This is a genomic window from Enterococcus moraviensis ATCC BAA-383, assembly GCF_000407445.1.
Lineage (GTDB): Bacteria > Bacillota > Bacilli > Lactobacillales > Enterococcaceae > Enterococcus_L > Enterococcus_L moraviensis.
Genome location: NZ_ASWB01000002.1, coordinates 739,385 through 765,499, shown reverse-complemented (window position 1 = coordinate 765,499; position 26,115 = coordinate 739,385). Strand labels below are relative to the sequence as shown.

Below are 26,115 nucleotides of genomic sequence, written 5' to 3'. Positions count from 1 at the left end.
ACCTCCTAAAATTATATTCACTAGTCTAGTTTAACATATTTAGATGAAAGGGCTTCACTTTCTGACTTTTTTTAATAATTTTTCAATTTGAAAAAGGAGTGCTTCAGATAGTTCCCCATCAATAAGCAGAATAGGTTGGGCATATTTCTGCTTTAATGCCTCGTATACAACAGTCGTTAAAATAATATCGGTGTACGCAATGGATTGGGCTGTTCTAGCATAGCTCACAACTAGATTATACTTGCTGCTAAAAAAATCAACAATTCTTTTCCCCAAACCATTTTCTTGTTCGATCGATAGATCTGTCATTAAACAAACAAATATCCTTTTCTCATTATAGACAGGTGAAATAAGCGTACTTAATATCATGAAGTATCGATAAAATAAGGCATCTTTTGGAATCCGGAGATAAAATCGATTTTTCATGACCAGTGTACACAGACCTTCGTCGACTTTACAGATAAAACTAGGGTAATTTTCTTGCAATGTTTCTTTTGATCGTTCTCTTTCATAAGGCAATCCAGAAACCACTTCATAATATAAATGAAACCCAAAAAAAGCGACTACACTAGACTTGGAATGACTAAATTTTTTACCCCAAAATACTTGTCTAAATATGTTGGTTGCTACTAAGGTGTTTACGTAACAGGTTGTTTTTTTTACGTAGTGTTCTTCAATAATGTAGGCCTGTATACTAGAACCAAAATAGGGTAAAAATTTTGCCTGAATAATAATATAAAGATAGGCTAACTCTTCTAAATTCCAATCTCTTACACATTTCTCCACCTCCATTGTTGCGATAAATTTAGAGAAAACGGAACTGTTTTCAGTATATTGCATCCATTCTTTCTTAATCGAAATTTTTTCCCCGTTTTTATAGCGCCATGATGCAATTTGAACGATTCTAAACAGTGACTCTTTTTGAAGATCATTGATTTGCATTTGAAAAAATTTTACCAACAGATGCGTTAGTTGCCAGCTTTCATCTTTTCCTATCAATAAAAATTTATTTTTCGTTCCCTGATACGCAAACCAATAAAAGTGTAAAATCCATGCTCGAATTTGTTCTTCCTCTCCCATAAGTTCATAAGTGCCTCTTTTTAAATGGATATTAAATTTAGTTAGCCATTCATTCACTTTCTTCACTCTTCTTCTCATACTTGATTCGCTGATGTGCAATTTTTCTGCTAAACGTTTGGTTTTAATAGTTTTCACCTCAATCACAGCTTTTAGAAAAATAATCTCAGGTAATTCACTTAAATATTGAACTAAAAAGAGTTCTAAATACAAATCGTTCTCTCTTTTTAAATAGAAATACTTTTTGGAATGTCTGCGAATCTTTAGGTGTTCATTCAGTTCATAACGCTTAAATAAATTTTTTAGTTTCTTTATCGAGCGTATGATGGTTCGAACATTGACCTCCAATTTTTCGGAAAGTTGCTCTAATGAACTATTCTTATCTGTAGATTTCAGTAAATTAAACAGCCCAAGTAACTTGCTTGACTCAAAATCAAGGATGTCTTTATAATCCATACCCTATCTCCTTACTAATCGTACCCACTAATTCTATTTGTCACTTTCATAAAAAAAGCAATGAACATGCATAATTAATATACGCAGGATTCATTGCTTTTCATTTTTAATTTTGAATGCGTAAAGTCATTGCATTTGCCGCAACGATAACTGTACTCAAAGACATCAGAATTGCTCCAACTGCGGGATTCAGTAAAATCCCCCAAGGAGCTAAGATACCTGCTGCCAACGGAATTGCGATAATATTATACCCCGCTCCCCACCAGAGATTTTGAATCATTTTTCGACGTGTTTGTTTCGCTAAATCTAAGAAGCGAAGAATGTCTTTAGGATCACTATCTGTTAGAACTACGTCGGCAGAGTCAATCGCAACATCCGTCCCGGCACCAATTGCAACACCAATTGTTGCTCGAACTAAACTTGGTGCATCATTGACGCCATCACCGACCATCATAACCTTTTTACCATTGTTTATATAAGATTGAATGATTTTTTCTTTGTCTTCTGGTAACAACGCTCCATAAAAGTCATCGATTCCTAAATAATGAGCGACTGCCTCAGCTGCTACTTGATTATCTCCTGTCAACATTACAGGAGTAATTCCTTTAGCCTTGATATCCGCTATGAACTGCTTTGCTTCTGGTTTAATTATATCTCCCAATGCAATCATAGCCATTAAACGATTTTCTATAATTAAATAGCTTAACGTATTTCCTTGTTCTTCGTAATGCTGATTTATTGAGTGATCGACTGTCAGATTTAAACGTTTCACTTCTGTTTCATTCACTATCTTGATGATACGCCCGTTCACCGTGCCCGTTATTCCTATTCCAGAAATCGATTGAAGATTTTCTGCTTTATAGGCTAAAATTTCATTTTCCTTTAAATAATTCATGATGCCTCTTGCTAAGGGATGGTTTGCGTTATTTTCCAAAGCACCAATTATTTTAAATGCTTCAGTTTTTGTGAGTTCATTGTCTATCATTTCTATACCTGTAACTGTAAATTTTCCTTCTGTTAAGGTTCCTGTTTTGTCTAACATTACATATTCCATGTCATTTGCCTGTTCCAACGCATTTCGATTTTTTAATAGCAACCCATGTTTAGCTGCGATTGAAGTGGAGCGAGCGATTACAAGTGGTATCGCTAAGCCCAAAGCGTGAGGACATGCGATAATAAAGACCGTAACCATTCGTTCAAAAGCTATGCTCAAGTCTTTAGCTACGACTAACCAAATCACAAAGGCGAATAGTCCTGAACCTAGCGCAATATAAAACAACCACTTTGCTACTTGATCTGAAAGAGACTCAAGTTTCGATTTATCCGTCTGTGCCTTTTTGACCATATCCATGACTTTTGAAAGATATCCTGACTCACCAGTTCCTGTTATTGTCATTTCGATTGTGCCACTCCCATTAACTGAGCCTCCAACCACGTTGTCCTGTTCCTTTTTGGTAATGGCTTTCGATTCTCCCGTGACCATTGATTCATCTACTGTAGTATTTCCGTTATTGATTATGCCATCGGCGGGAATTTTATCTCCTGCTCTAACAATTAAGCGATCTCCTTCATGAACTTGTTGCAGAGGAACTTCTTCTTCACTACCGTCTTGGTTTAATCGTTTAACATTATCTGGTAAAAGCTCTGCCATTTTTTGTAACGCATCACTTGCGTTTGAAATTGCGTTCATCTCAATCCAGTGACCTAACAACATAATCACAATCAATGTTGCTAGTTCCCAAAAAAAGTCCATCACATGGTTTTGCGGCATTAACTTGTTCATGATAAAAGCGTACACACTATAAAAATAGGAAACGGAGATTCCCATCGCAATAAGTGTCATCATTGCAGGACTTTTTTGTTTCAGCTCCATTTTAGCACCACTTAGAAAAGGTGCACCACCGTAAAAAAACAGAATAGAAGCCAATACTAAAACGAGCCAATCAGATCCTAAAAAAGTAAATTGAAACGGTAAATTGACCCCCATCATTGGGGAAAGAAAAATGATGGGTATTGCCAAGATCAGGGACAACCAAAACTTTTGCTTAAAATTCCCCATATGCATTGAATGGTCCATACCAGACATTTGATCATGATCTGTCATTTTCTCCATAGTATGGGTGTGATGGTCCTCATGCTTTTCTTTATTTTCCATACAAAATCCCTCTTTCTCTAGGTATGATTTGTTTGCTCTCTCTCTTTGCTTTTGGACAATTCTTTAGGGAAAAATAGTTTAGCCTCATATAAAGCATAGCACATCCTATACATTGGGAAAAAGAAAGTCTCTTGATTGATGGGAAAACAAATTTTCTGCGTATATTAGTTATAAGATATTCAATTTAATGCCATGTATAACTTTTCAATAACCAAAGAGCATACGCCTGTTTCTCTTTCATTCGATCCCGTTTTCTATTATAGGAATCTTTGATGTATCTATAGATATTTTTTTCCGATTCTTGTTTAATTTCAATATACATCCGCTTGATTGCTTTTCTATTTGCCTTGTATTTTTTTTGGTTTCCTCCAGTAAACCCATAAAATATATCGATACCTTCTGATTCTTTAGCTACTGGTGAATGAAGAAATAACTCCTTTTGAGCTGATTTCAATTTTTTTAGCAGCTTTTCTGTTCGTTCTTTATCAAGGTTTTGTCTTATAATCATTTTAGAAAGACGAGTGTACTCGATCTTAGCAACATGATTATAAACCTTACTAGCGTACGCTAATCCTCTATGTAAAATATTGGCACTGAAAGACATGTTGACCAATAGTTTGTACTGATGGACACAATGTTCTTCGATTTTTTGATTACTTTCTCGATTTGGAATTTCTTTATTTAATTTTTCTAAAAATTGGTATAAAAGTTGATTTTTTTGCTCCTCAATTTTAGCTATTTTTTTCATTCTTTCCTTTTCCTCCTTAATAATGCATGTTTTTCGGTATTTTTTTATTCAATAAAACAATTAAATTACTACTTCTTTTATTAAGTTCATATTTTATAAAAAAAGTGTAACGTAATTTTCTAAATTGAGAATGCTACCGTTATGACTGAAATAAACAATTGGGAAAGTTCGCAATTGAATGTATTTCGGTATAAAAATCATAGCATTGAATGGAAAAGAAAACAAGAACAAAATGAAAAAAAAACGGTACACCTCTTCATGAAATAATGATATAGTAGAAGAAAGAATTGAACTCTTTTCACTTACGCGCTTGTTTTCTACTATTTTTTATTGTCAGTCAATGCAAAACAAGCTTATTATACGTTTAAACTTAGGAGGCATCATTTTGAAGATAGATTTAAAAGCTACAGGTAATAGGATCAAAGAAATTAGAAAACAGCACAACTATTCAATGGCTGCTTTTGCAAATTTAGTCGGAAATTCAAGTGCTAGTACAGTAAATAATTGGGAGAAAGGAAATAATTTACCTAAACAGGCACGACTAGAAAAAATAGCCATTTTAGGAAATACAACAGCTGATTGGCTCCGTTATGGAGATTTCAATGACTATATAAAACAGTTATTAGCCAAAGCCACTTTAAAAAAAGAGCTTACTGAAGAGCAACTTGATCAATTGATAGCTGATTTAAAAAAGCAAAAAATTACGTATTCTCAAGACTTAAAAATTTTAACCTTAGCAAATGAGTTGTTTCCTGATTTGTTTGAATCAAGTTATCTAGTAGGACTTTCACAACAACCTACATCCTTAATTGCTGAAGATTTTACTACGTATCATATTGAAAAAGATGCGTGCTACAGGGCTGATATTTTGCCTATCATTGAAGATTTGTTGCATGATTCTCCTCAAAAAGAAATCAATGCTTCCATACTATTTATTGTATTCAATCTGTTAAAGCGAGCTGAACATAGCAATGAATTTTTAACCATTCCTGAAATTTTAACTTTACTATCAGACGTGATCACAGATGATATTGCCTATCAACATACATCTACATCAAAAGTGGTTGATTACACTGAACTGATAAAAAAGCGCACGAAAGGAAAACGTTTATCTGATAAAACAGTGAAGAAAAAGTACGTGCAAACTAAAACGACTTTGGAAGCCTTACTTGATCAATTTTATTCAGAATATCACTAAAATTTCCCATTTATTTTTAGGCGTAGTACTGTTACAACCATCTTTCCTTATTAATAGTAAGTATCATATATTACAATTGGATGATATTTTTATTTCTGGATTTTAAATTTTATCATTTTTTAGGATTCTTTCTTCTCAAACATGATTATTCTTTATAGATTATGGTATACTTTATTTTGTCTTATTGAAGAATGTTAACGATGATTTTTCTAAAAAATCATACGTCTAAAATGATTATTATAAAGTGAGGAACTCCATTTGAAAAAGAAATTACTCGTTACACTTTCATTTATGTTGTTAGTAAGCGCCGCTCCGATTAGTGTAGTAGCAGATGAGATCGATCAAAAAATCGAAAATCAAACAAAGAAAATAGAAGATATTGTAAAAAATGAAAAAGATGCGAAAGAATACTTAGCAACTTTAGAAGCTGAAATTGAAACAATTGAAACTGAATACCAAGCAGTTCTTTCTGAGAAACAAAAACATGAAAAAGAAATGAACAAACTAAATAAAGATATTACTACTTTAGAAACTAAAATCAAAAAAAGAAATGAGCAGTTGCGAGCGCAAGCTAGAACGACTCAAACCAATCATGAACAAGAATCTATGTTAACTGTTCTACTAAGTGCTGAATCAATTTCTGATGCTATTTCAAAAGCTTTAGCAGTCAATACTTTAGTAACTGCTAATAACGATATTTTAACGGCTCAAAAAGAAGATAAAAAAGAACTGGATACATTAAAAATCTCTCTAACAGAAACGTTAAAAACACTAGAAAAGAAAACAAAAGAACTTGAAGAAAAAGAAGCGGCTTTAGCAGAAGCTAAACTTGAGCAAAATGTAAAAATCAATGAGATTGCTGCTAATCTTGCAACTGAGACTGCAGAAAAAGATAAATTTATCAAACAAAAAGAAGAAGCAGTTAAAAGAAAAGAAGCGCAATTAAAAGCCATTGCTGAAGAGAAGAAAAAAGAAGCAGCTGCAGCGGCTCTTGCTGAAAAACAAGCGAAAGTGCAAGCGGATAAGCAGGCGAAAGAACAAGCGAAAGCAAAAGAAGCAACACCTACTCAATCAACTGAAAAAGAACAACCAGCTACTTCAAATGATACAATTGAGAGTACTGATAATACAGAAAATAACGATGTTCCATCTGATAATCAACAAGCACCTACTCCTCCAGCATCTTCTGGCGGTTGGTCTGCTCCTGTATCTAATTTGACTATCAATAGTGGATTTGGTGGACGTGAAGATCCTACTGGAATATCTGGTACTTTCCACGATGGTATTGATTTTGGTGGCGGTAGCGGAACGCCAATTATGGCTGCTCGATCTGGTGAAGTGGTTAGCGCAAATTATAGTGGTATGGCTGGAAATCACGTTGTGATCAAACATGACAATGGCTATTATTCATACTATCTACACATGAGCAGTTTAAGTGTGGCCGCTGGACAATCCGTTAGTGCTGGACAAAACTTAGGTGGTATGGGCACTACAGGTAATTCAACTGGGGTTCATTTACACTTTAGTATTTCAACTGGCTTATGGAGCGGATTTGTTAATCCAGCACCATTCCTTGGTTTATAAAAAAGATTCCTAACGATACGAAATCAGAACGGTTCTGATTTCGTATCGTTTTTTCGTTTCCCCTACTTGTTTGACTATCTTTCAGCAATTCATTTAACCTCAGTTTGTTATCATGGTATAATTTAGGTAGATAAAGAAAGGTGTTGATGAACATGATCAAGAACTATTCAAATATCTTAGTTGCAGTTGATGGATCTAAAAATGCTGAACTTGCTTTGCAATATGGTGTTGCTATTGCAAAAGAAAAACATGCTACGTTGTATTTATTATCTGTAGTTGATGAAAATGCAATCAGTCATAGCTCTTACGCCTATTCAAAAGTACTTGCTGAAGAAAAAGAAGCAATTGAAAAAGAACTATTAAAAAATATTTATTATGCCACAGAACAAGGTTTAGAAGACGTAATACCTATTGTTGAGATTGGTAATCCAAAAGAAATGATTTCAACAATCGTTCCCATGAATCAAACAATTGATTTGATTATCGTAGGCGCTACAGGTAAAGGAATGATCCAATCAAATCAACTAGGTACAACAACAAGTTACGTTGTACAAAACGCTCCTTGTAATGTGCTTGTTGTGAAATAAGCATCTACCTATAAAACAATAAAAAGCGTATCGTCCACTTTTAACTCGTTGGACGATACGCTTTTTTTAATGCTTTAATTTTCCTACTAAAATAAATCGATGTTGTTGATTATAAACAAATCCTTTACTTAACAATTCCTTTTGAAGTTCAACTAACGAAGCAAAGTGAGTGTCTACAGAAAAATCAAGATATTCCCAAGGAATTTGTGTGGCATAATAAATCAATCCTTCCATATCACAAAAGTGCTGGTAAGGAAAATATTCGTTGGCATACAAAGAAGTAAAATGTTCTTTTAGCAAACCTTTTTTAGCTGTGTCTAAAGACCACTCCTGATTAGATTGCACAGCTGTCATAAGTTTCTTTGATAAAATCTGTCCATTTTGATCTCCTACTTGCTGGGTAATAAATATTCCACCTGGTTTTAATACTCTACGAACTTCTTTTGGGTCATACGATTCGTGACTGTTCAATACAAGATCGAAAGAATCATCTGGATAGCTTAATTGATCTGTCTCATCAACAAATGCAACAGTGACGCCTAAAGGTTCGAGCGACTCTTTTAATAGCTGGTAATTTTTTGGCCATCCCTCTGTTACAAAAGTCTTGTTGTATGGATGATGAAAGGTCCTAAGTAATTCTCCCCCACCTGTTCCCATATCTAATAAATCCATTTCATTCGTTAAATAGTGACGTACCAACGTTGAATAATCCCACGGTAGATTTTCTATTTCCCAGCGATTTCTCATATAGGAAAAATCCCATCCGCTAAAGTCCATTTGTTCAATTGAACACCAGTATTTTTTTAATTCATTTTTTTTCATAACAACAGCTCCCTTACAGTTTTAGTTTATTGTAAGTTTGATACAGTTATGGTCTATTCTGATAGAAAGGAAAATACTCAATACAGTCGCTATCAGTACAATAACTGTATCAAGTTGTTACTTCGTTGCATCACACTTTTTTTCATAGCAATCATCTCCTACGTTTTTTTACTAGTTTTTTACCGATATAAATCCATAAATAGCCCATAAGTGTACAAGAAAGCAATGCGCACAATAAAAACATAGCCCCTTTGTAAAAAACTGCTGGAACTAGACTCTCGAATAAAGGAATAACAAAAAGAAACAACATAATTGCAAATGCTACACCTGTTACATAAACGATTCCATTCACAAAATAAAAATCAGAAGCGCTCGACCTATCACGTTCTAACGGTAAAACAGTCTTTCCTTGGCCGTTTGAAAAACGAGTTTGATTGGTATTCATTGCATCAAATGTGCTATTATCGATATTACTTTGCTCTGAAAACTTTCTTTGCAGTTCTCGGTTATTCATCTTTTCTCTCTCCTACGAATCTTATGACTTCTAATAATACTAACTATTATATCATGAAAAAATAGGCTGAGATATGACATTACGAGTCCTATCTCAGCCTCAAGGAATCCGAATAAACGGCGGGAGCAGGAGAAACTCCTTCTTTTTAGTTTAATCTAATCCATTTCGATCAATCAATTCCTTATACCAAAGACCACTCTTTTTTAAAGAGCGCTGATCATTTTCTAGATCAAGTCGATAAAATCCATATCGATTTTTATATCCATTTAACCATGACCAACAATCAATAAATGTCCATGCGTGATAACCAAAGCAATTACTACCAGCTTCTATTCCTTTATGAAGCTGAATCAAATGCTCTTCCATGAATTCGATTCGGTAATCATCTTGAATCATCCCGTTTTTATCTAAGAATCGTTCCTCATCTGCCACACCCATACCATTTTCTGAAACATACCATGCAATATTGTTATATTCGTTTTTGATCATCATCGCTACATCATATAAAGCCTCTGGATAGATTTCCCACCCACGATAAGGATTGATTTTTTTGTTAGGCCAATCGTAATGATCGTAAAAATCTGCAGGTGAAACAGCTGGCTTATTCACATTTATGGGTGCTTGAACACGCCGCGGTTGATAATAATTCATACCAAGAAAATCTATCTTATTTTGTTTGATTTCCTCGATGTCTTTCTCATTAACCTTTGGTAACAAATCATTTTCAGCTAAACAGTCAATTAGTTCTTGGGGAATCGTTCCTAAAACGGTAGGGTCCAAAAAGCTTTTAGTATTTAGTAAATCAGCCATCCTTGCTGCAGCCAGATCTTCTGCAGATTGACTTTTTGGATAACAAGGAGATACATTTAAAATAATTCCGATTCGCCCTGAATAGTTTCCGTTTTTAAAGGCTTTGACAGCCATCGTGTGTGCCATTAAAGTATGAAAGCCAACCTGTATTGCCTTTTTGAAGTCATGGATTGCTGGATAATGATACCCGTATAAGTAGCCACATTCAATATGAACCATTGGCTCATTAAAGGTCGTCCACTCTTCTATCAAATCTCCGAATAAGTCAAAGCAAGTATTCGCATAAAAAGCAAAAGCATCCACAGATTCTCTCGTTTCCCATCCTCCTTTTTCCATAAGCCACCACGGCATATCGAAATGGAATAAATTAATGATCGGTTTGATACCATTAGCTTGTAGTTCAGAAAAATAATGACGATAAAATGTAACAGCTTCTTGGTTCACTGTTTTTCCATCAGGCAACAGACGTGTCCACGCAATCGATGTTCTAAATGAATTCATCTGAATATCTCTCATTCGTTTGGCATCCTCTGCATACGTTTCATACATATTAGAGGTATGTTCTGGTCCTTGATTTTTTTGAAACTTCTCGGGATTTTTTTCATACCATTTATCCCACGTTGAGGGAGATTTCCCATTTAAAGAACTATGCCCTTCTGATTGTGGAGCAGACGTTGCAGCTCCCCATAAAAAATACTCTGGAAATTTTTTCATTGGCTTTTCTCCTATTCGAATCTATTTAAATACTTTAAAAGCAACTCGCAAAACATCATATTCGCCCAAGAAAACCATTCTCGCGTGTACTGATTGGCGTCATTTACATGGATTCCTTCATGCATATGGTTTGTTCCTGCATCCGTTTGAACTAACATATTTAGTAATTCTGCTTGTTCAATTTGATTATTCGTTGTTAAACCCTGTATACACAACGCAATTGGCCAAACAAATTCTTTGGGCGTATGTTCACTTCCGATTCCTTTTAGCGCAGTTCCTTCATAATAATAAGGATTTTGGCTAGATAAAATTAATCTCCGTGTGTTTTGATAAATTTCGTCATCAATCGAGCAGTAACCTAAATAAGGTGCGGCTAATAAACTTGGGACATTTGCATCATCCATTAGCAAATAGTTTCCTAAGCCATCTACTTCGTAAGCATAAACCTTTTGACCTTGGTGTTCAACAATTCCCCATTTTTCTATTCCATTATCGATTTCTTGTTTCAGGTGTTCTGCTTGTTTTGCTAACGATTCATCTCCGTATATGTTGATTAGAATTTCCACTAAATAGCCCAATATCACTACGGCAAACATATTTGCTGGAATTAAATAATTATATGTACAACTATCGTCACTTGGACGGAAACCAGACCAAGTCATTCCAGTATAAGCACAAGGCTCTCCGAATCCATTATTGGAAAGCGTATCTTCTGGCCGCTCACCAAAACGTTCAAATCGATAGGGTGAATTTTCATGCTGTTGTTCTGTTTCAAAAAGGTTGAGGATCGTTTCGGCAGCTTGTTTGAAGTCATTTGTGAAATGAGCCGTTTCACCTGTTTTTTTCCATAATAAATAAGCCAACTCAATTGGATAACATAAAGAATCCACCTCATATTTCCGTTCCCAAATCCAGTCATTCATTTCAGTTAGATCTTGGTGATAACAATGACCATTTTCTGTTTCGTTAAAAGCATTGGCATACGGATCGATCAGAATACATTTTATCTGGCGATCAACTAATCCTCGGATCAATCGTTTAATGCCTTCATCTTCATTTGCTACTGCTAAATAAGGTTTGATTTGAGCTGAAGAATCTCGCAGCCACATCGCTGGAATGTCTCCTGTGATCACAAAGGTATCTTCTGCTGTTGTTTTTACAGTTGTCTCTAAGGTATTATCAAAACAATTAGAAAATACTTCACTCCATCTAGGATTTGTCGATTTTGCTGCTACTCTTTTTTTTAACTCTTCAATGACAGACTTTGAATAATTTGCGTTCATAATGATTCTCCTTTTTTATTTCCCTTTCAAAATCACTTCTGATTTGATCCAAGACTTGATCGTATCCTCATGATACATAGCTAAAATTTCTGTATATAAGATGTCGATCACTGTTAATACTGGAATTTGTGGGGAAATGCCTCCCATATCTTTCTTTCCCATAGAACTTGTTAGACAAAATGCTTCAGAAAATTCTTTATATGGACTCTTTTCATTAGCCGAAATCACAATTACTTTAGCATTTTTTTCAGAAACAATTTTGACTGCCTCTAAAACCGCTTCATTGTCACCAGAAATGGACGACACTACAACTAGATCACCTTGTTGTACGCCATGAGCCATCATCGCAATGGAATGTTCATCTTTGATTACGTTGACGATTTTTCCAAGTCGTGAAAATTTAAATTGGAAATCTTCGCCACAAAAAGCATTGTATCCTGTTCCCCAATAATGAATGATTCGGCCTTTATCGATCATTAAAGCTGCTTTTTTAACTTCTTCTTTATCCAATTTTTCAATAATATCATTGAGCAATAGAGAATAATTCAAATTCACGTAGCTGATACTTGAGTCTGTTTGTTTTTTTGCTCCTTTGCTGGAGTATTTATACAAGTAAATCAATTCCTTATAATTAGCCAAACCAATTTTTTTACAAAAACGGGTAATAGAAGAGTTAGAAACACTAAGCTTTTTAGCTAATTCCTGAATGCCTAATTCTTTATTTCCATCGAGAAAATAGTTTGCGATCACTCTTTCTACATCTGTAAACTTCTTCTGATTAGCCTGAATAATCAATTCAATGTAACTTTCCATAATCAAACACTCCTTTCACTTAGTAAAAAACAAGAGACTGGACTCCACTATACAGAGCCCAGTTTCTCTCATATTTAACAACTAATCTTGTGCGTTCAACAACTGACTTTCATCAAATTTCATATTCATACGAACAAATGGTGCATAAATGAATACGTCTAAAACGACTAAAACCGCTGTTAAAATCACTGGACTTAAATGGAACGCACCCAATATCCACGTACTGATAAAGATTGGTTCATTCCCTGAATTTAACACAACTAGTGGTACGACCCACCCTATTTTAGTGACGATATATGCGACAATTGCATTAAAAACAGGAACAAATACAAACAGGATAAACATCAATGGATTTAGGACAATCGGGAATCCGAAAATAATGGGTTCATTGATCCCAAATAGACCGGGTATAAAAGAAAGTTTTGCTACTTCACGACCACTATATGTTTTCGGTGTAAAAATCAAGATAGCCAAGATCAAGCCGAAGGTCGCACCTGAACCACCGATCATTGCATAAACATTTGTCATTGTATTAGGCGCAACTGAAATGTCCGCAAAGCTTTTTGTTTCAGCAAATTTCGCAACATTTTCTAAGAAAATCGGCAACCATAAAGCAGAAACAACGCCCCAAACAATATTAAAGCCATGCAACCCTAAGAACCATAAAATTTGTTCTAATAAAATAACTACGATAATTGCAGGTAAACCAGTTCCAACTGATGTTAGTGGTTGAACGAATAATTGACTGACTAGATCCATAAAGGAATTAAAATCAAACGCTTCGATGACCACTTTCATTACAGAACAAATCAAGAGCACAATTGAAATTGGAATCAACGCAAAGAATGAATCAAAAACATTTGGTGGAACATTTCCTGGCAGTTTGATTGCAATTTTATGTTTTGCCAAAATCGAATAAAGAAACACTGCAAGTAATCCAACAATTAATGCGGTAAACATCCCTTCATAACTGAAGAAATTGTTTGCATAACCTTGAATGATATCAGCAGAACCATCAGCAAAGTTCACATTATTTGGTACCATTACAAAATAAGCAGCAAAAGCTAAGAGAGTTGCCAATAATGGATTGATATTTGCTTCAGGATGTTTTTTCATTAATTCTTTTGCGTAATTATAAGCAGTAGAAAATACAATCAATAACGCTACGATTCCTAACGTACCTTGATACACATTTCCAAATATTGCAGAGGCTGTCTGACCGATTGCGGTTTCGCCAAAGAAAGCATCGATCTGCATTTTGATCAAGTTGGAAAATGACCCTACAACTGTAAATGGAATACTACTAATAAACGCATTTTTAATGGCTTGCAAGACACTGTTGTTATCCACTTTATTGGCAATTTTTAATAATGGATCTTGAATTTTCTCGATATCTATTTTCATCTTAAATCGACCTTTCCCATGTTATCTTTCTATTGAAACAGTTTTAATTTCTCCTGGTTTAAACGTACCTAACGAAACGTCTTTTACTTTTCCTACGGATTCCAGTAGATCACCATTCAACGCTACAAAACGAACATTGCGTTCCGTTGCTAAGGTGATTTTTTCATTTGAAACTGGTTCATCTAACGACGGATTATACAAACGAATATTAAGCCATTGGCTATCACGACTTAACTCCATGGCACTGAATACTAAATTTGAACAGTTGACCTCAAAAAACTCTTTTAATGGAAGCAATTGGTCTACTTTATTACTTTGGAAATATTGAATTGGATTTGTAAAACGATTCAGCGTTTGAACTTGATAATATGGACTAGTGACAGAATATAGTTGGTATTCTTTTTGAACATTTGCTGGATCAAAAACATCCGCGATCATCAAGGATAACGACATCTCTAACTCTCCCAGTAATTGACTATCTGGAGTAGGAATGTAGCGGTATTGATTCCCAGAAGCATCACCAGGTCTTCTCAATAACTCTGGTCTGCCTAAGAACCCTACACCTCTAAACAATGTCAGATACAAGCGACTATTCATCACTTGATACTCTTTAATCCCTTTGCTCATCAGGGTCCAACTAGTATCGTTATCATGGATTGTTGCACAGTGGATCATTGGATAGATTTCTGTAGGCTCTTCTTTCCAACCAAGCGCTTGCCAATCATGAATATGAGGATCTTGATTGTTTCTTTCAACAATTCCAAATAAGGTATCGGCATAACTGACAGTACTTTCAACCGGTGTTTTTACAACAAGACGCATACGATGATCTAATGCTTGATTGTTGACTTGAATCGTCATATCGATCCGCTTTGAATCTTTGTGAAGCGTTATTGTAAAGGTATAGTTGATTTCAGCATTTAATTCACCTAATTTTCTTGCTTGTAAATCTTTTGGTAGCAACCAGCTTCCTTTTAACGTCATCTTGGATAAAAATTTACCTGTTTGTACAGTTATATCCGTCGTGTCAAAAGATAATTGATGAATTTGATCATAATACGCTGGTGAGTAATCGTATGTATCCCCTTCATCGCCAGATTCTTCCATATAAAGACAATTCTCATAGGTCTTGCCTTGGTCTTTTACTAAAATTGAAAAATCACCTTTTGAATATGAAATTTTGTACGTCTCATTTTCAATGACTGTTTCTTTTATAAGAGAAGTCTTGTTGTTATCTGATTTACTGGGTTGCTCTTTTACTGTAACAATCGTATAACTAAGAGGCTTTGTTTCTTGAACGAAACTTACGTTGTGAATATAGTAGTATTTTGCTTCATCGTATTCACTTTCCGAGCGTCTCACTTCTCCTGCATAGACTTTTTTTGTTGATAAAATTTGATACTCTAATTCATTATTACTTTCATCGAACAGCTTGATATCTGCTTGTTTTGTGCTCACTTCGACAATATATGGATCTGTTCTTGTGTATGGTAATGTATTAAATAGCACCAAATCATTTTCTTGGATATCCTTGATAGATTCAGAAATTTTTCTTACAAGATAATCAATTGTTGAATAAGACAGTTGATCCGCTTCTTTATATCTAGCCAAAATCATTTCATTCGTTTTATCGGTATTACAGCCACCAATACTATCGTGAGCATGATTTTTCAGCAATAATTTCCAAATATAGTCAAGTAACTCCCGTTTAAATGGAATCCCTAAATCATCAGCCATCACCATCAATGGCTCCAACTGAAAAATCAAACGATTCTCGATCGTGTCATTTAATTTTTTTAAATCATATCTTGATGAATAAATAGAGCGATGGATCTTCGATACACTTCCGCTCATAAACTCACCTTGAACAGTCGGCAGTTCTGCGGCTTTTTCTCTTAATAAATTAAAAATATGCGGATAATTGCTTTCTTCAATTTTGTATTCGGTACCAAATTCTTCGTTCACGTTTTGAATGATTGTTTTTAAATCACGATCTACTGCTCGTTGGTCTCCTCCAACAGGCAATGTCACAATTTCTGTCGCACTATCTTCAGAAACAAGATCCAGCACATTTTTTTTCTGATAAAGCTCCCCTTCAACCAATGCGACTCCTGCATAATAGCCATTGCGGATATTGATTGTTAGAACTTTAGAACCATCTTCGGCTGTCCAATAAAACTCACGACTTTTCGTTACTTCATTTGGCATGCCGCGCCAAAAAACAGCATCCGTTATACCAAAACCATTGTAAATTTTAGGCATATCTTTCCCTTGCCCAAACGAATCAGGTAAATAGCCTAATGATGTATGTCCACCTAAACGTTTTGACATGTCGATCCCGATTTGTAAATTTTTCACGACTGATTCTCCCGCTACCACAAATTCATCCATTTGCGTATACCAAGGGCCGATAAATAATTTGTTTGCTTCTACTAACGTTTTGATTTTCGTTTCTTTTTCTGGGTAAACTTTTAAATAATCGTCGATGATACTCAGTTGACCATCCAAATAATAATAATCCAGTTCGTTATTTTCTAATGCATAAATCACCTCATCCATATGATAAGAAAATTGGATAAATGCTTCGTTATCACTAAAATACCACTCACGATCCCAGTGGGTATGTGCAACGACATGTATCTTCTTCATTTTATTGTCTCCTTCCATCACTGTTCTTATTTAATATACTTTGCTTTGGTCAAAAAGAAAACGATTTCGGTAATATTTTCAACTATTTTCTAAATAAATGATAATTTATGAAAATAGTTTCTTTTTACGCGGCTTTAAAATTCTAAAAGAAGAAGCTTACCAATCATGATTGGTAAGCTTCTTCTTTGCTGTTATTTATGTTAATACTTCATACTCTGCTATAGTACTTGAAATAATTCCTGATCGTTTTGGTTCTCCTGTTGCTTCTTGTTTTGTTTCTTTTCTTTGATGCATTTTTTTGAACGATTGGCTTTTCACCCAATTTTTTTGATGTTCTTTTGAAGTCCAACGGCTTAAAACAACCAATTCTGTTACGTCGGGATCATCTGGCAATTGACGATGCATTAGTTGGAAATTTAAGAATCCTTCCACGGCTTCCATGCTTTCTTTCGTATGACCTGCAGTGAACTGCTGAATAATCTTTTGAGAATGTGCTGTTTCTGTTTGGATCGTATTCGTTACAATATACATATTTTTCCTCCATTTATTTTATTTTGGTGATTCTATAAAGTAATCTTCAATTATTTCGCCTTGATCAAAATGTAACACTCGTTGACAGGTTCTGCTAAGAAATTCTTTATCGTGTGTGATGACTACGACTAATATATTTTCTTGGTGCAGCCAACGAATCGTATTACTGACTTCTTCCATATGCACTAAATCTAACCCACTTGTAGGTTCGTCAAAAATGATGATTTTCTTCCCAGATAATAACGCACTAGCAATTGCTACACGTTGTTTTTCCCCCCCAGATAAGGTTTGAGGGTGGCGCATTAATAGCGGCGTTAGATTTAGCATCGCAACGATTTTTTCAAACTCATCTGTATGTTTTACATTCAAACTAATTTCTTTCTCCACTGTTTCAAAAAACAATTGTAAATTAACGTCTTGCATAACAACAAAACTTTCTTTTATCAATGCTTTTGGTCTCATCTCTTGACCGTTTAACTGAATAACGCCTTTATTTGGTTTTAGTAATCCAGATAAAAGTTTTGAAAATGTTGATTTCCCTGCACCATTGTGGCCTACAATCCCAGTAATGTAAGAGCTAGTCAGTGTCAATGACGGAATGTTCAACATGGATGCCTGTTTCCGATAATGAAAAGCTAGATTCGTAAACGTTACACTTACTTTTTCGGTATCTTTCTTTTTTTCAGCGACCTTTGTAAAATGTGTTTGTTCGAGAGAACGTAATCCCAGGTTCTGAATTTCAGAAGCAGATTTAGCTTTCATTTGTTGCTTAGTGTAATTCCCAATGATTTCGCCATTTTCCATGACCACATAGCGATCAGCAAGGTCCGTCAAGTAATATAATCGATGTTCAGAAACGATGATTGTCATGCCTTGATTTTTCAATACTTTTAAATAGTCTTTTAATCGCTCAATGGTCATTTCATCTAAATTACTTGAGGGTTCATCTAACAAAAACAGTTGGTGTTGCAACATACTGGCAGATGCAAATGCAATCAATTGTTTTTGACCGCCAGATAAATGAAACATACTTCGTTCTAAGAATTCTTCTAAAGAAAATAAGCGCGTAATTTCTTTGATTCTATCAATCATATCTTTTCTTGGTACACCATAATTTTCCATTGCAAAAGCCAATTCAGAGTATACATCACTTGTAAAAAATTGTGTTTTAGGATTTTGAAACACAACCCCAATATCGCGAACATAGTCATTAAATTCTTTCGTCAACAACGCTTGATTTAAAACAGTTCCCGAGCCAGTTATTTCTCCAGTATATAATTCAGGAATCAAACCATTTAAGATTCTGAGTAAAGTAGATTTACCACAACCACTCTTACCACACAACACAATAAACTCTCCTGCTAGAACCTCCAAGTCTACTCCCTGAATGATTTTTTCATGCCCTTCATATGCAAATGCCACATCATGTAACTCGATCATCCAATCAGCCTCCCAACAATCCCACATAAAATCAGCATCCCTATTAGTAAATAATCTTGTATTTTCAATCGAATTTCATAAACACTTGTATGAGCCTTAGGATTAGCTAACCCGCGCACTAATGCTGCTGAAGATAGATCAAGTGAGGTATTTTCTGCTGACATCAAAATGGGAACGATGATGTATTCCATCGTCTGAATAGGATGAATAAACAATTCTACCGTAGAAACTGCAATTCCACGATACTTCATGGCATTGCGAATACTCTTGAAATCTTGAAAAAGTGTAGGGAAAAATCGAAATAAGACAGTAAGAGGAATGATTAGCCCAAAAGGCACATGGCATTTTTTTAACGCGGCGATCCACTCACTGATTTTCGTCCGATTCATCGCAAAAGTGGCTGCCATGATCGTAGGTAACATCCGACGATTTCCAACAAACAGAAAATCAAAAAATGCTGCCACCCCATTATCAATATGTGGAAACAATAAATAATCTCCTAAAACAAGTAGCCAAAAAATACCATAAAAGATCGTTCCTTTTTTAAACCCACCATTTAAGCTAAACAAAAAATATAGCACAGTAACAAACAAAATTTCCACATTAAATGGCAAAGGAAACATTAACATAAAACTGGCAAATAAAATCGTGCATAATTTACTTCTGGGATCAAATGTTACGTATGTTTTTTCCATAATTTTTTCCTTTGGCTTTATCAAAATGTTTCTCATACACTTTTTGTCCGATCATGATTCCTACAATACTACAGACGATCACAGCTACAACACAAACATAAAAAGTTGTTGTCGTTATCGGGGCGAAAACTTTATCAATATAAACTGAATCTTTGCCACGTGCTATCAATGAATCAATATACGCATTTTTCATAAACCATAATGGCAATACAGGACCCATCAAGCCAAAGCTAAAGACTGTATAACTAACCATTGTCCGTAATTTTTCCGATAATTTTGTTCGATATTGAATCCAATCAGCTAAAATAGCACAAAGGATATTAGGTAAAAACGAGAGTGGAAAATGACCTGATACTAAAAAGAACAACCCCATTACGCTTCCCATGATCGTAATTGCACCAAATCGTGGAATACGATGAATAACTAATAAATAAACGATTCCCGCAAAAAGTGCCGTAGCACTTGGAATTAATATTGAATTAAAAGCCGGTATCGTAAAGCGTAATAAGACCATAGCAATCGTAACAACTAAAAAATAAATAGCTGTGTAAATGCCAATTGAAATAAAATCTTGAATTTTTAACTTTTTCATGCTTATAATTACCCTTCTTGTTTAATCATAAATAAAAATAATAGCTGTCCAAATGACTCACTAGTAATTCTCAACTGAAAGCGTCCTGGTTTTTCAAATTGTGCGCTTGGCAACAATAATCGTTCATCTTCCAATTCAAACGCTAATGAATACCCATTTTCAGATGTTTTTTTCGTTTTGAATAATTCAAAGTCAGCTTTTTCTTCCGCTAATTCTTTCACTAGTCTAGGATCAAGCGACAAACAAATGACTTCCCCAAAAGTATACTCCGATTTTGATAGCTTAGGAGGAAAACTCATTGGCTGTTTTAAGTGTGTTTCAAACTGAACATCTTCAAATCCTTCTGCCAAGATGTCGATCTTAACAATTTCATTGGTTTCCCAATGATCAAACAATTGATATCTAGGTTCTTTCGTATTCGCCAAAAGACCAAATTCTAAATGATTTTCAGGTTTGTGGTATAAATAATCCGGCCAAAGAAGCGGAATCGTCTGTCCATTTTTGGTCACAGTAAAACTATAGACGAATTTCCCATATGCTTCATGAAACTGATCATAGGTGTTGATTTCATATTCCGGTAGAAATTGAACCATCGCTGCATAACTATAATGTGCAAAAGAATATAGTTCGTTCACATATTCTAGCTTATCCTGAATGGGATGGACATTTTGCCCAATTTTTTCTTCAAGTAACACTCTAGAACCATATGTACCATCTAAAAATAGACGTTTCCTTTTATAGCCCGTAATCGATACAGTATCCTCTTCCAATACAGGTACCAAAGACTGAATTTTTTTAAATTTCTCTTTGAATTCAGGATAAGCTTCTTGTTTGATTTGGGCTACAATATAGTCTTTTCCAGTGACGTAAATAGGAACGTGTTTCATACTATACTTGTTCTCATTTACCATGATTTTTTGTTGGTTTGTATGAGGAAATCTACCGATGATTTGTTGAAATGTTTCTGATAAGTGATAATCAGTTTCTTGAACATTTGGGCAATCCGCTCGATAAAAATCAAAAAATGTCATTGTTGTTTCACCGATAAAATAACGTGGGTATACTTTATCTTCAATATATAATTGATCGTTGATCTTAACAGAGCAACGTTCTGTCGCTACAGTATCATATGCTATTATGTTATCATTTATTTTAATTTCATTCATTGAAGCGCTCCTTTCCTTATTGGGTTAGTATATCACAACGACATGATAATGAGAATCATTATCAGTAAAATATAATCTTATCTTCTTTTCAATTCATTGAATAAAACAAAAGAGGCTGGAATATAACTCTACGAGCTATATTCTAGTCTCAAAAAATACACACGTTAGGTACACTATTGTTCCTCTTTAAATTGAACTGATTCTAATGTGTCGTTCCTGCATTTACTTCACTATCTACTTCGGTTCTTACTGCCGCTTCAATTGCATAAATAAGTGATTCTGTAATGTGTTGAAGCGACATTGAGGGTGTTCCTATAGGTCGATTGATTACTTGTTCTGGTACAAATGGAACATGCACAAAACCACCTTTAATCCCTACAAATTCTTTATCAATCATATACAAGAGTCGATACATGATATCGTTACAAACAAAGGTTCCAGCTGTATATGAAATATAGGCTGGCAAATTATGTGCTTGAACATTTTTCATCATTGCTTTAATCGGTAACGAAGTAAAATAGGCCGTCTCGCCATTTTCTTCCACTTTTGTTCCAATCGGTTGATTGCCTTGATTATCTGGTATTCTTGCTTCTGCTAAATTGATTGCTACTCGTTCAAATGAAACGGCACTGCGGCCGCCTGCTTGTCCAACACAAATCACAATGTCTGGCGCATGCTCTTTCATTGCTGCTTCAAGTATTCTAGCACTCTCCCTAAAAACAGTTGGTATTTCTAATTTAATGATTTGTGCTCCAGCCACTTCATTTGGAAGCTGTTTTACTGCCTCATACGCGGGATTCACTGAATCTCCCCCAAATGGATCAAAACCTGTGATTAAAACCTTCATTCTCACTGACCTCCTTATATATTCAAATGCAAAATCCCATCAATTATCAAGATAGAAGCTAAACGCAAACGTATTCCCTTAAAACATACCGATTTTTTCTTCGGCATTATCATAGATCGTTTGTTTTCTTGTTTCTTCGATCTTTTCCCATTTATCTCCATAAATATGTTCTAAACGACCATAACGATCATAAGACAAAATAAATCGATGTTCACCCTCTTTATCATTTACTACCGTGTATAGTTTATCTTCTTCATCTTGACTGATTTGCCAAGTGCCTGCTTCAAACTCGTTTGCAATCGGCTCATCACTATTCTTTTCAAGCAGTTTTTTTACATTTTCCGTTACATATTCAGGATTATCTTTTATGTTTTCTTTACGTTCATCTGACAACAAATAATAAACAACAAAGAACTTTTGAGACATTAATGGACGTACTTGAATATCCGTCCATAGCGCGTCAAACTTCTCTTTCGGTAATACTTCCCAACCCTCTCCATAGATATTAGAGATTTTGTCGTCTTTATCCTCTTGAAGAATGATAAACGGTTCGTCTTCCTCTAACAGAGTCAGTGCTGTTACATACCCGTACTCTGAGACAGTATCTGGAGACGAATGAAAAGCATATCTAGAGTCGATTGTGACTTCTGGTAAGTTCTCTAATGACATGTTTTGAGCCATCTCTTTAGCATGACCAACTAATTTTGTCTCTATAAAAGTTTCCCGTTCTTCATCTTCTCGGTCAACGTAAAAATAATAAACAAATTGGTCATAAAGATTCTCGCTCTCTTTTAATTCGGACAGCTCATTTGAAAAATAATTATCCTGCGAATCATTCTCGCCGCTTAATAAAGTTGTAAAGTCTGGTGTAGTGGTATAAGAAGAATGTTCATTCAATCTAGAATACGAGCTACCTAATTTAACAAGTCCAATAATCACAATAAAAACGAACCACATATAGTTCCAGCTACTTTTTTGTTTCTTTTGAGGAACGTTAAATGGTTTTTCGACTTGAAAGGCAGCTACTTCATTTGGTCTGAACATAGAAGGATTCTTTTTCCAAATGCCCTCCCAACATTCGTTCACTTGCGGGTATTTCTTTAATTTGAAATAAACGTATCCCCTCAATAACTCGACGGCAGTTTGAGGAATCATTAATTCACTTTTATTGTAATAAAGGACATCATTAGCCGCGCCATTATGCTTAGCCCACTCATAATATTTACTAAAAAAGGCAGTGTTTAAATCATTTTTAAGCGATTGCGCTTCACCCAATAATGTCTGAAACGATTTAATGGTTTGCTTGTTTTCGAGTCTAAAATCATGTAGCAAAAGGTAGGCCATCTGCAAAATGATTACATCACGATCTTTGATTGTTTCTTTTTGACATAGCGCTAAGTGTTCCTCCCACAAAGCCGAATTCAAGACTGCCTTATTTATTATTTCAGCTAATTCGTATCGACTAGTAAAATAGGGAACACGTTCTTCTTTTGGTAGGGATTGATACATATCAAATGAAAATAGTGGTACATTTTTAATGTCAGACCATTTAGAAGCGAAATACTCGGCTGAGTTATAATCTTTAGCCATTGAATCAAAATCAAATAAACCTCCTAGATAATCAATAACTTCTCTTGATAATACACGATAATTCACTAGTAAAAAATGTTGCATCACTTTACTTATATTGTTATGTTCGTCAATTGACCAGTCTAACTCATTTGAAAATAAAGGTGCCCAATTGTCGATAGCTGAAAAAAAATCCATTCTTTCGTAAAGGCTCTGCAAGTCTTGATTAAAACGAGTCAGAACATCGATCGGCCTATTATCGATTTCTTGCTTGTGTTCAAAATAAGACTCCTGAGGCTCATTTTGATTTTTTGTTAGGGCCTCTTTTTCCTGTTCTGTTAGTGCCTGCTTCATTTTATCTGGTAAATCGTCTTGGTCCCTTTCTTGTTCTACTTTATCTAAGACAAGGCTGGATTCTTTCGGACGATTACTTTCGATGATTGTACCAGATAGAAAAGTAGCAGAATCATACGCTTCTTTTAATTTTTGAAAAGCTAAAGGTTCCTCGTCGATATTGATCTTTTTTAACTTTACTGCATAAGCCTTTTTGATTTCCTTCTTATTTGAAGTTGGCTCTAACCCCAGCATTTCCCAACAATTCATGACCCCATCTCACTTTCTCATTTCTCCAAAGACATTCCATTCTCTTTTTGTTTTCTATTATTATTATGGCAAAGATGACTAAGAATGACAATAGTAGAAGCATTTGGCTTTCCCTCATAAATAAAAAAAGTACAAATCGACGTTTTTGAACCGACGATTTGTACTTTCTTTTCTTCTCTAGTCATTATTTTCACTCATAAATTTTTTTACATCTTCTGCAATTGTTTTTGATTGGTTGTGATGCAGATAATGCGTTCCGGGAAGCTCAATTACCTCTCCTCTAGTCACACTTGCTGCTTGCTCTTTATGAAGTTCAAGCCAATTATCTAATGTTGCATCATTTTCTTTTGCTACAAATAACAACACGGGAAGATTTCTCGGAAAAGATAGTTTTTTTGCGTCTTTAAAAGTGTTATCTAACGCTTTGCCTTCTCTTCTCACGGTGTCATTACTTAGGTTTTTCAAGTTAAGCATGCGCAGCTGATTGTACGTCTCATCGTCCATTCCTTCAACTTTGAAACTTTCTGGGCTTAATTTAACAAGTACACGCATCAATCCAGACTTTTGAATAAAATTAGGTAAGGTATCATCAAAACCCGTCCAAGGTTGATCAGGTAAACTTGTATCAATACCAACGAAAGCTTTAACCGTTTGAGGATACGTATCTACGTAATTCAATCCATAAATTCCTGCAATTGAATGCCCCATCAAAATAAAGCGATCGATGCCTAACTTCTCCAACACTGCATGGATTTCTTCCACCATATTCTTCGCACTACGCTCTCGTTTCGTTTGACTACTTAGTCCATACCCAAAAGGTTCAATCGTCACGACTCGATAATCGTTTGTCAATTCATTTGTTAATGGTTTGAAATCTAATCCTGGACTAGCTGTTCCATATCCTGGAAGCAGTACAATCGTTTCTTTGCCTTGGCCTTCATCGAGTACATTCATTGTTCCGTCAAATACTTTGATTTTTTTACCATACTCTTTTATTTGGCTCGCTTCTTTTCGTAAACTAACCTGATTTACACCATAAATACCAGCCATAGTCACAGTTATCAAGCCTAAAAATGCTAACAAAACAATCATAAGAACATGTAACACACGTTTAAATCCACGTTTTTTATTTTTTTTCATTTTCAGCCTCTTTTATTCCATTTATGATTTTTTCCATTATTTCATCACTTAATAAATTAAGTTTGATTCCCTCTAATACATATTTTGTTGCATAGAGTTTATCCCAAAACGTTTCGATCGTATTTGGAAAAAGGGCCACAATAAACCAGGTCCCTAAAAGTAAAACGATGATTTCTGACACTTGCTTTGGGTATTCGATCTGTAAAGATTTATCGTTGTTTCCTTCGTTGATAAACCGTTCGATTTGTGGTGCTAAAACTTCGTTAGTGTTCATGATATACATCATAAAAAATTTAGGATTATCAAATAGGGAATAGGCTAATTGAAAGGATGCCCCTACTTCTTTATTGAATAGTGTTTCTAATAATAAATGTTGCATCTTCTCTAATCCATTAAGGTCTGTACGATTGCTGATGTCATTAAGATAAGCTGTATCTGGAATCAAACGTCTAACAACTCCGTCAATAATAGCCTCCTTAGACCGAAAATGATGATAAATCGCCCCACGAGATAATCCATCTAACGCATTGACAATATCTTGAATCGTTGTTTTTTCATAGCCTTTTTCTACAAATAATCGAGTTGCCGCATCTAAAATATCTTGAACCGTTGCTTCGGTGTCGTATCGTTTCGTCAATTTTATTCTCCTTTCGAAAAACATACCGGATGAATGTTTTTTTATAGAATACACTTTATTTATACTCTAGTCAAAGAATAT

23 protein-coding genes are annotated in these 26,115 nt (G+C 34.9%); 3 read left to right on the top strand and 20 right to left on the bottom strand.

The genetic code is table 11. From position 1 onward, the window contains the following. Positions 1-54: 54 nt before the first annotated feature. From I586_RS09585 to I586_RS09575, 3 genes are all read right to left on the bottom strand, one after another. The gene (locus I586_RS09585) at positions 55-1,533 is read right to left on the bottom strand and encodes a helix-turn-helix domain-containing protein (RefSeq protein WP_010765335.1); all 1,479 of its coding nucleotides are present in this window, start codon (positions 1,531-1,533) and stop codon (positions 55-57) included. Positions 1,534-1,639: 106 nt separating this feature from the next. Beyond that, positions 1,640-3,646 (bottom strand): heavy metal translocating P-type ATPase, encoded by a 2,007-nt coding sequence (locus I586_RS09580; protein WP_279615037.1) that lies wholly within the window; start codon positions 3,644-3,646, stop codon positions 1,640-1,642. A 226-nt stretch (positions 3,647-3,872) separates the two neighbouring features. Then, positions 3,873-4,436, bottom strand: coding sequence for a hypothetical protein (locus I586_RS09575; RefSeq protein WP_010765337.1), 564 nt, complete (start codon positions 4,434-4,436; stop codon positions 3,873-3,875). A 385-nt stretch (positions 4,437-4,821) separates the two neighbouring features. Between I586_RS09575 and I586_RS09570 the strand changes: the two genes are divergently transcribed. From I586_RS09570 to I586_RS09560, 3 genes are all read left to right on the top strand, one after another. Further along, positions 4,822-5,634, top strand: coding sequence for a helix-turn-helix domain-containing protein (locus I586_RS09570; protein WP_010765338.1), 813 nt, complete (start codon positions 4,822-4,824; stop codon positions 5,632-5,634). 258 nt (positions 5,635-5,892) lie between these two features. Then, entirely contained in the window at positions 5,893-7,218 is a 1,326-nt protein-coding gene (locus I586_RS09565) for a peptidoglycan DD-metalloendopeptidase family protein (RefSeq protein ID WP_010765339.1), read from the top strand. Positions 7,219-7,370: 152 nt separating this feature from the next. Then, positions 7,371-7,805 (top strand): universal stress protein, encoded by a 435-nt coding sequence (locus tag I586_RS09560; protein ID WP_034702158.1) that lies wholly within the window; start codon positions 7,371-7,373, stop codon positions 7,803-7,805. A gap of 66 nt (positions 7,806-7,871) precedes the next feature. Here the strand turns inward: I586_RS09560 and I586_RS09555 are convergent, their stop codons facing one another. From I586_RS09555 to I586_RS09480, 17 genes are all read right to left on the bottom strand, one after another. Beyond that, entirely contained in the window at positions 7,872-8,627 is a 756-nt protein-coding gene (locus I586_RS09555; RefSeq protein ID WP_010765341.1) for a class I SAM-dependent methyltransferase, read from the bottom strand. A gap of 151 nt (positions 8,628-8,778) precedes the next feature. Then, on the bottom strand, positions 8,779-9,141 hold the full coding sequence (locus I586_RS09550; RefSeq protein ID WP_010765342.1) for a hypothetical protein: 363 nt from the start codon (positions 9,139-9,141) through the stop codon (positions 8,779-8,781). A 150-nt stretch (positions 9,142-9,291) separates the two neighbouring features. Then, entirely contained in the window at positions 9,292-10,665 is a 1,374-nt protein-coding gene (locus I586_RS09545) for a glycoside hydrolase family 1 protein (RefSeq protein ID WP_010765343.1), read from the bottom strand. An 11-nt stretch (positions 10,666-10,676) separates the two neighbouring features. Further along, on the bottom strand, positions 10,677-11,948 hold the full coding sequence (locus tag I586_RS09540; protein ID WP_010765344.1) for a glycoside hydrolase family 125 protein: 1,272 nt from the start codon (positions 11,946-11,948) through the stop codon (positions 10,677-10,679). A 15-nt stretch (positions 11,949-11,963) separates the two neighbouring features. Further along, positions 11,964-12,761, bottom strand: a complete 798-nt coding sequence (locus I586_RS09535; RefSeq protein ID WP_010765345.1) for a MurR/RpiR family transcriptional regulator — start codon at positions 12,759-12,761, stop codon at positions 11,964-11,966. 81 nt (positions 12,762-12,842) lie between these two features. Further along, entirely contained in the window at positions 12,843-14,165 is a 1,323-nt protein-coding gene (locus I586_RS09530) for a PTS sugar transporter subunit IIC (RefSeq protein WP_010765346.1), read from the bottom strand. A gap of 21 nt (positions 14,166-14,186) precedes the next feature. Beyond that, positions 14,187-16,814, bottom strand: a complete 2,628-nt coding sequence (locus I586_RS09525) for a glycoside hydrolase family 38 N-terminal domain-containing protein (RefSeq protein ID WP_010765347.1) — start codon at positions 16,812-16,814, stop codon at positions 14,187-14,189. 195 nt (positions 16,815-17,009) lie between these two features. Next, a complete protein-coding gene (locus I586_RS09520) occupies positions 17,010-17,345 on the bottom strand; it encodes an antibiotic biosynthesis monooxygenase (protein ID WP_010765348.1) in 336 nt (111 codons plus the stop codon). 18 nt (positions 17,346-17,363) lie between these two features. Next, complete coding sequence (locus I586_RS09515; RefSeq protein ID WP_010765349.1) at positions 17,364-18,785, bottom strand: ABC transporter ATP-binding protein; 1,422 nt, start codon at positions 18,783-18,785, stop codon at positions 17,364-17,366. After that, a complete protein-coding gene (locus I586_RS09510) occupies positions 18,782-19,480 on the bottom strand; it encodes an energy-coupling factor transporter transmembrane component T (protein WP_010765350.1) in 699 nt (232 codons plus the stop codon). The genes I586_RS09515 and I586_RS09510 overlap by 4 nt, the downstream gene beginning before the upstream one ends. Further along, positions 19,455-20,072 (bottom strand): MptD family putative ECF transporter S component, encoded by a 618-nt coding sequence (locus I586_RS09505; RefSeq protein WP_010765351.1) that lies wholly within the window; start codon positions 20,070-20,072, stop codon positions 19,455-19,457. Before I586_RS09505 ends, I586_RS09510 begins: the two co-directional genes overlap by 26 nt. Before the next feature lie 8 nt (positions 20,073-20,080). After that, complete coding sequence (locus I586_RS09500; RefSeq protein WP_010765352.1) at positions 20,081-21,238, bottom strand: hypothetical protein; 1,158 nt, start codon at positions 21,236-21,238, stop codon at positions 20,081-20,083. Between the two features lie 202 nt (positions 21,239-21,440). After that, entirely contained in the window at positions 21,441-22,085 is a 645-nt protein-coding gene (gene pcp, locus I586_RS09495; protein WP_010765353.1) for a pyroglutamyl-peptidase I, read from the bottom strand. 78 nt (positions 22,086-22,163) lie between these two features. Next, the gene (locus tag I586_RS09490; protein WP_010765354.1) at positions 22,164-24,257 is read right to left on the bottom strand and encodes a J domain-containing protein; all 2,094 of its coding nucleotides are present in this window, start codon (positions 24,255-24,257) and stop codon (positions 22,164-22,166) included. 17 nt (positions 24,258-24,274) lie between these two features. Beyond that, entirely contained in the window at positions 24,275-24,442 is a 168-nt protein-coding gene (locus I586_RS17250; RefSeq protein WP_010765355.1) for a hypothetical protein, read from the bottom strand. Continuing rightward, entirely contained in the window at positions 24,435-25,397 is a 963-nt protein-coding gene (locus tag I586_RS09485) for an alpha/beta fold hydrolase (RefSeq protein WP_010765356.1), read from the bottom strand. The genes I586_RS17250 and I586_RS09485 overlap by 8 nt, the downstream gene beginning before the upstream one ends. Next, positions 25,384-26,034 (bottom strand): TetR/AcrR family transcriptional regulator, encoded by a 651-nt coding sequence (locus I586_RS09480; RefSeq protein ID WP_010765357.1) that lies wholly within the window; start codon positions 26,032-26,034, stop codon positions 25,384-25,386. The genes I586_RS09485 and I586_RS09480 overlap by 14 nt, the downstream gene beginning before the upstream one ends. Positions 26,035-26,115 lie beyond the last annotated feature (81 nt).

Excerpts from the sequence above, each read along its gene's own strand:
- I586_RS09530 (WP_010765346.1), bottom strand. The coding sequence starts at position 14,165 with ATGAAAATAGATATCGAGAAAATTCAAGATCCATTATTAAAAATTGCC.
- I586_RS09580 (WP_279615037.1), bottom strand. The coding sequence starts at position 3,646 with ATGGAGAAAATGACAGATCATGATCAAATGTCTGGTATGGACCATTCA.
- I586_RS09555 (WP_010765341.1), bottom strand. The coding sequence starts at position 8,627 with ATGAAAAAAAATGAATTAAAAAAATACTGGTGTTCAATTGAACAAATG.
- I586_RS09500 (WP_010765352.1), bottom strand. The coding sequence starts at position 21,238 with ATGAATGAAATTAAAATAAATGATAACATAATAGCATATGATACTGTA.
- I586_RS09545 (WP_010765343.1), bottom strand. The coding sequence starts at position 10,665 with ATGAAAAAATTTCCAGAGTATTTTTTATGGGGAGCTGCAACGTCTGCT.
- I586_RS17250 (WP_010765355.1), bottom strand. The coding sequence starts at position 24,442 with ATGACTAGAGAAGAAAAGAAAGTACAAATCGTCGGTTCAAAAACGTCG.
- I586_RS09520 (WP_010765348.1), bottom strand. The coding sequence starts at position 17,345 with ATGTATATTGTAACGAATACGATCCAAACAGAAACAGCACATTCTCAA.
- I586_RS09540 (WP_010765344.1), bottom strand. The coding sequence starts at position 11,948 with ATGAACGCAAATTATTCAAAGTCTGTCATTGAAGAGTTAAAAAAAAGA.
- I586_RS09505 (WP_010765351.1), bottom strand. The coding sequence starts at position 20,072 with ATGAAAAAGTTAAAAATTCAAGATTTTATTTCAATTGGCATTTACACA.
- I586_RS09550 (WP_010765342.1), bottom strand. The coding sequence starts at position 9,141 with ATGAATAACCGAGAACTGCAAAGAAAGTTTTCAGAGCAAAGTAATATC.
- I586_RS09585 (WP_010765335.1), bottom strand. The coding sequence starts at position 1,533 with ATGGATTATAAAGACATCCTTGATTTTGAGTCAAGCAAGTTACTTGGG.
- I586_RS09525 (WP_010765347.1), bottom strand. The coding sequence starts at position 16,814 with ATGAAGAAGATACATGTCGTTGCACATACCCACTGGGATCGTGAGTGG.
- I586_RS09490 (WP_010765354.1), bottom strand. The coding sequence starts at position 24,257 with ATGAATTGTTGGGAAATGCTGGGGTTAGAGCCAACTTCAAATAAGAAG.
- I586_RS09575 (WP_010765337.1), bottom strand. The coding sequence starts at position 4,436 with ATGAAAAAAATAGCTAAAATTGAGGAGCAAAAAAATCAACTTTTATAC.
- I586_RS09485 (WP_010765356.1), bottom strand. The coding sequence starts at position 25,397 with ATGAAAAAAAATAAAAAACGTGGATTTAAACGTGTGTTACATGTTCTT.
- I586_RS09535 (WP_010765345.1), bottom strand. The coding sequence starts at position 12,761 with ATGGAAAGTTACATTGAATTGATTATTCAGGCTAATCAGAAGAAGTTT.
- pcp (WP_010765353.1), bottom strand. The coding sequence starts at position 22,085 with ATGAAGGTTTTAATCACAGGTTTTGATCCATTTGGGGGAGATTCAGTG.
- I586_RS09510 (WP_010765350.1), bottom strand. The coding sequence starts at position 19,480 with ATGGAAAAAACATACGTAACATTTGATCCCAGAAGTAAATTATGCACG.
- I586_RS09515 (WP_010765349.1), bottom strand. The coding sequence starts at position 18,785 with ATGATCGAGTTACATGATGTGGCATTTGCATATGAAGGGCATGAAAAA.
- I586_RS09560 (WP_034702158.1), top strand. The coding sequence starts at position 7,371 with ATGATCAAGAACTATTCAAATATCTTAGTTGCAGTTGATGGATCTAAA.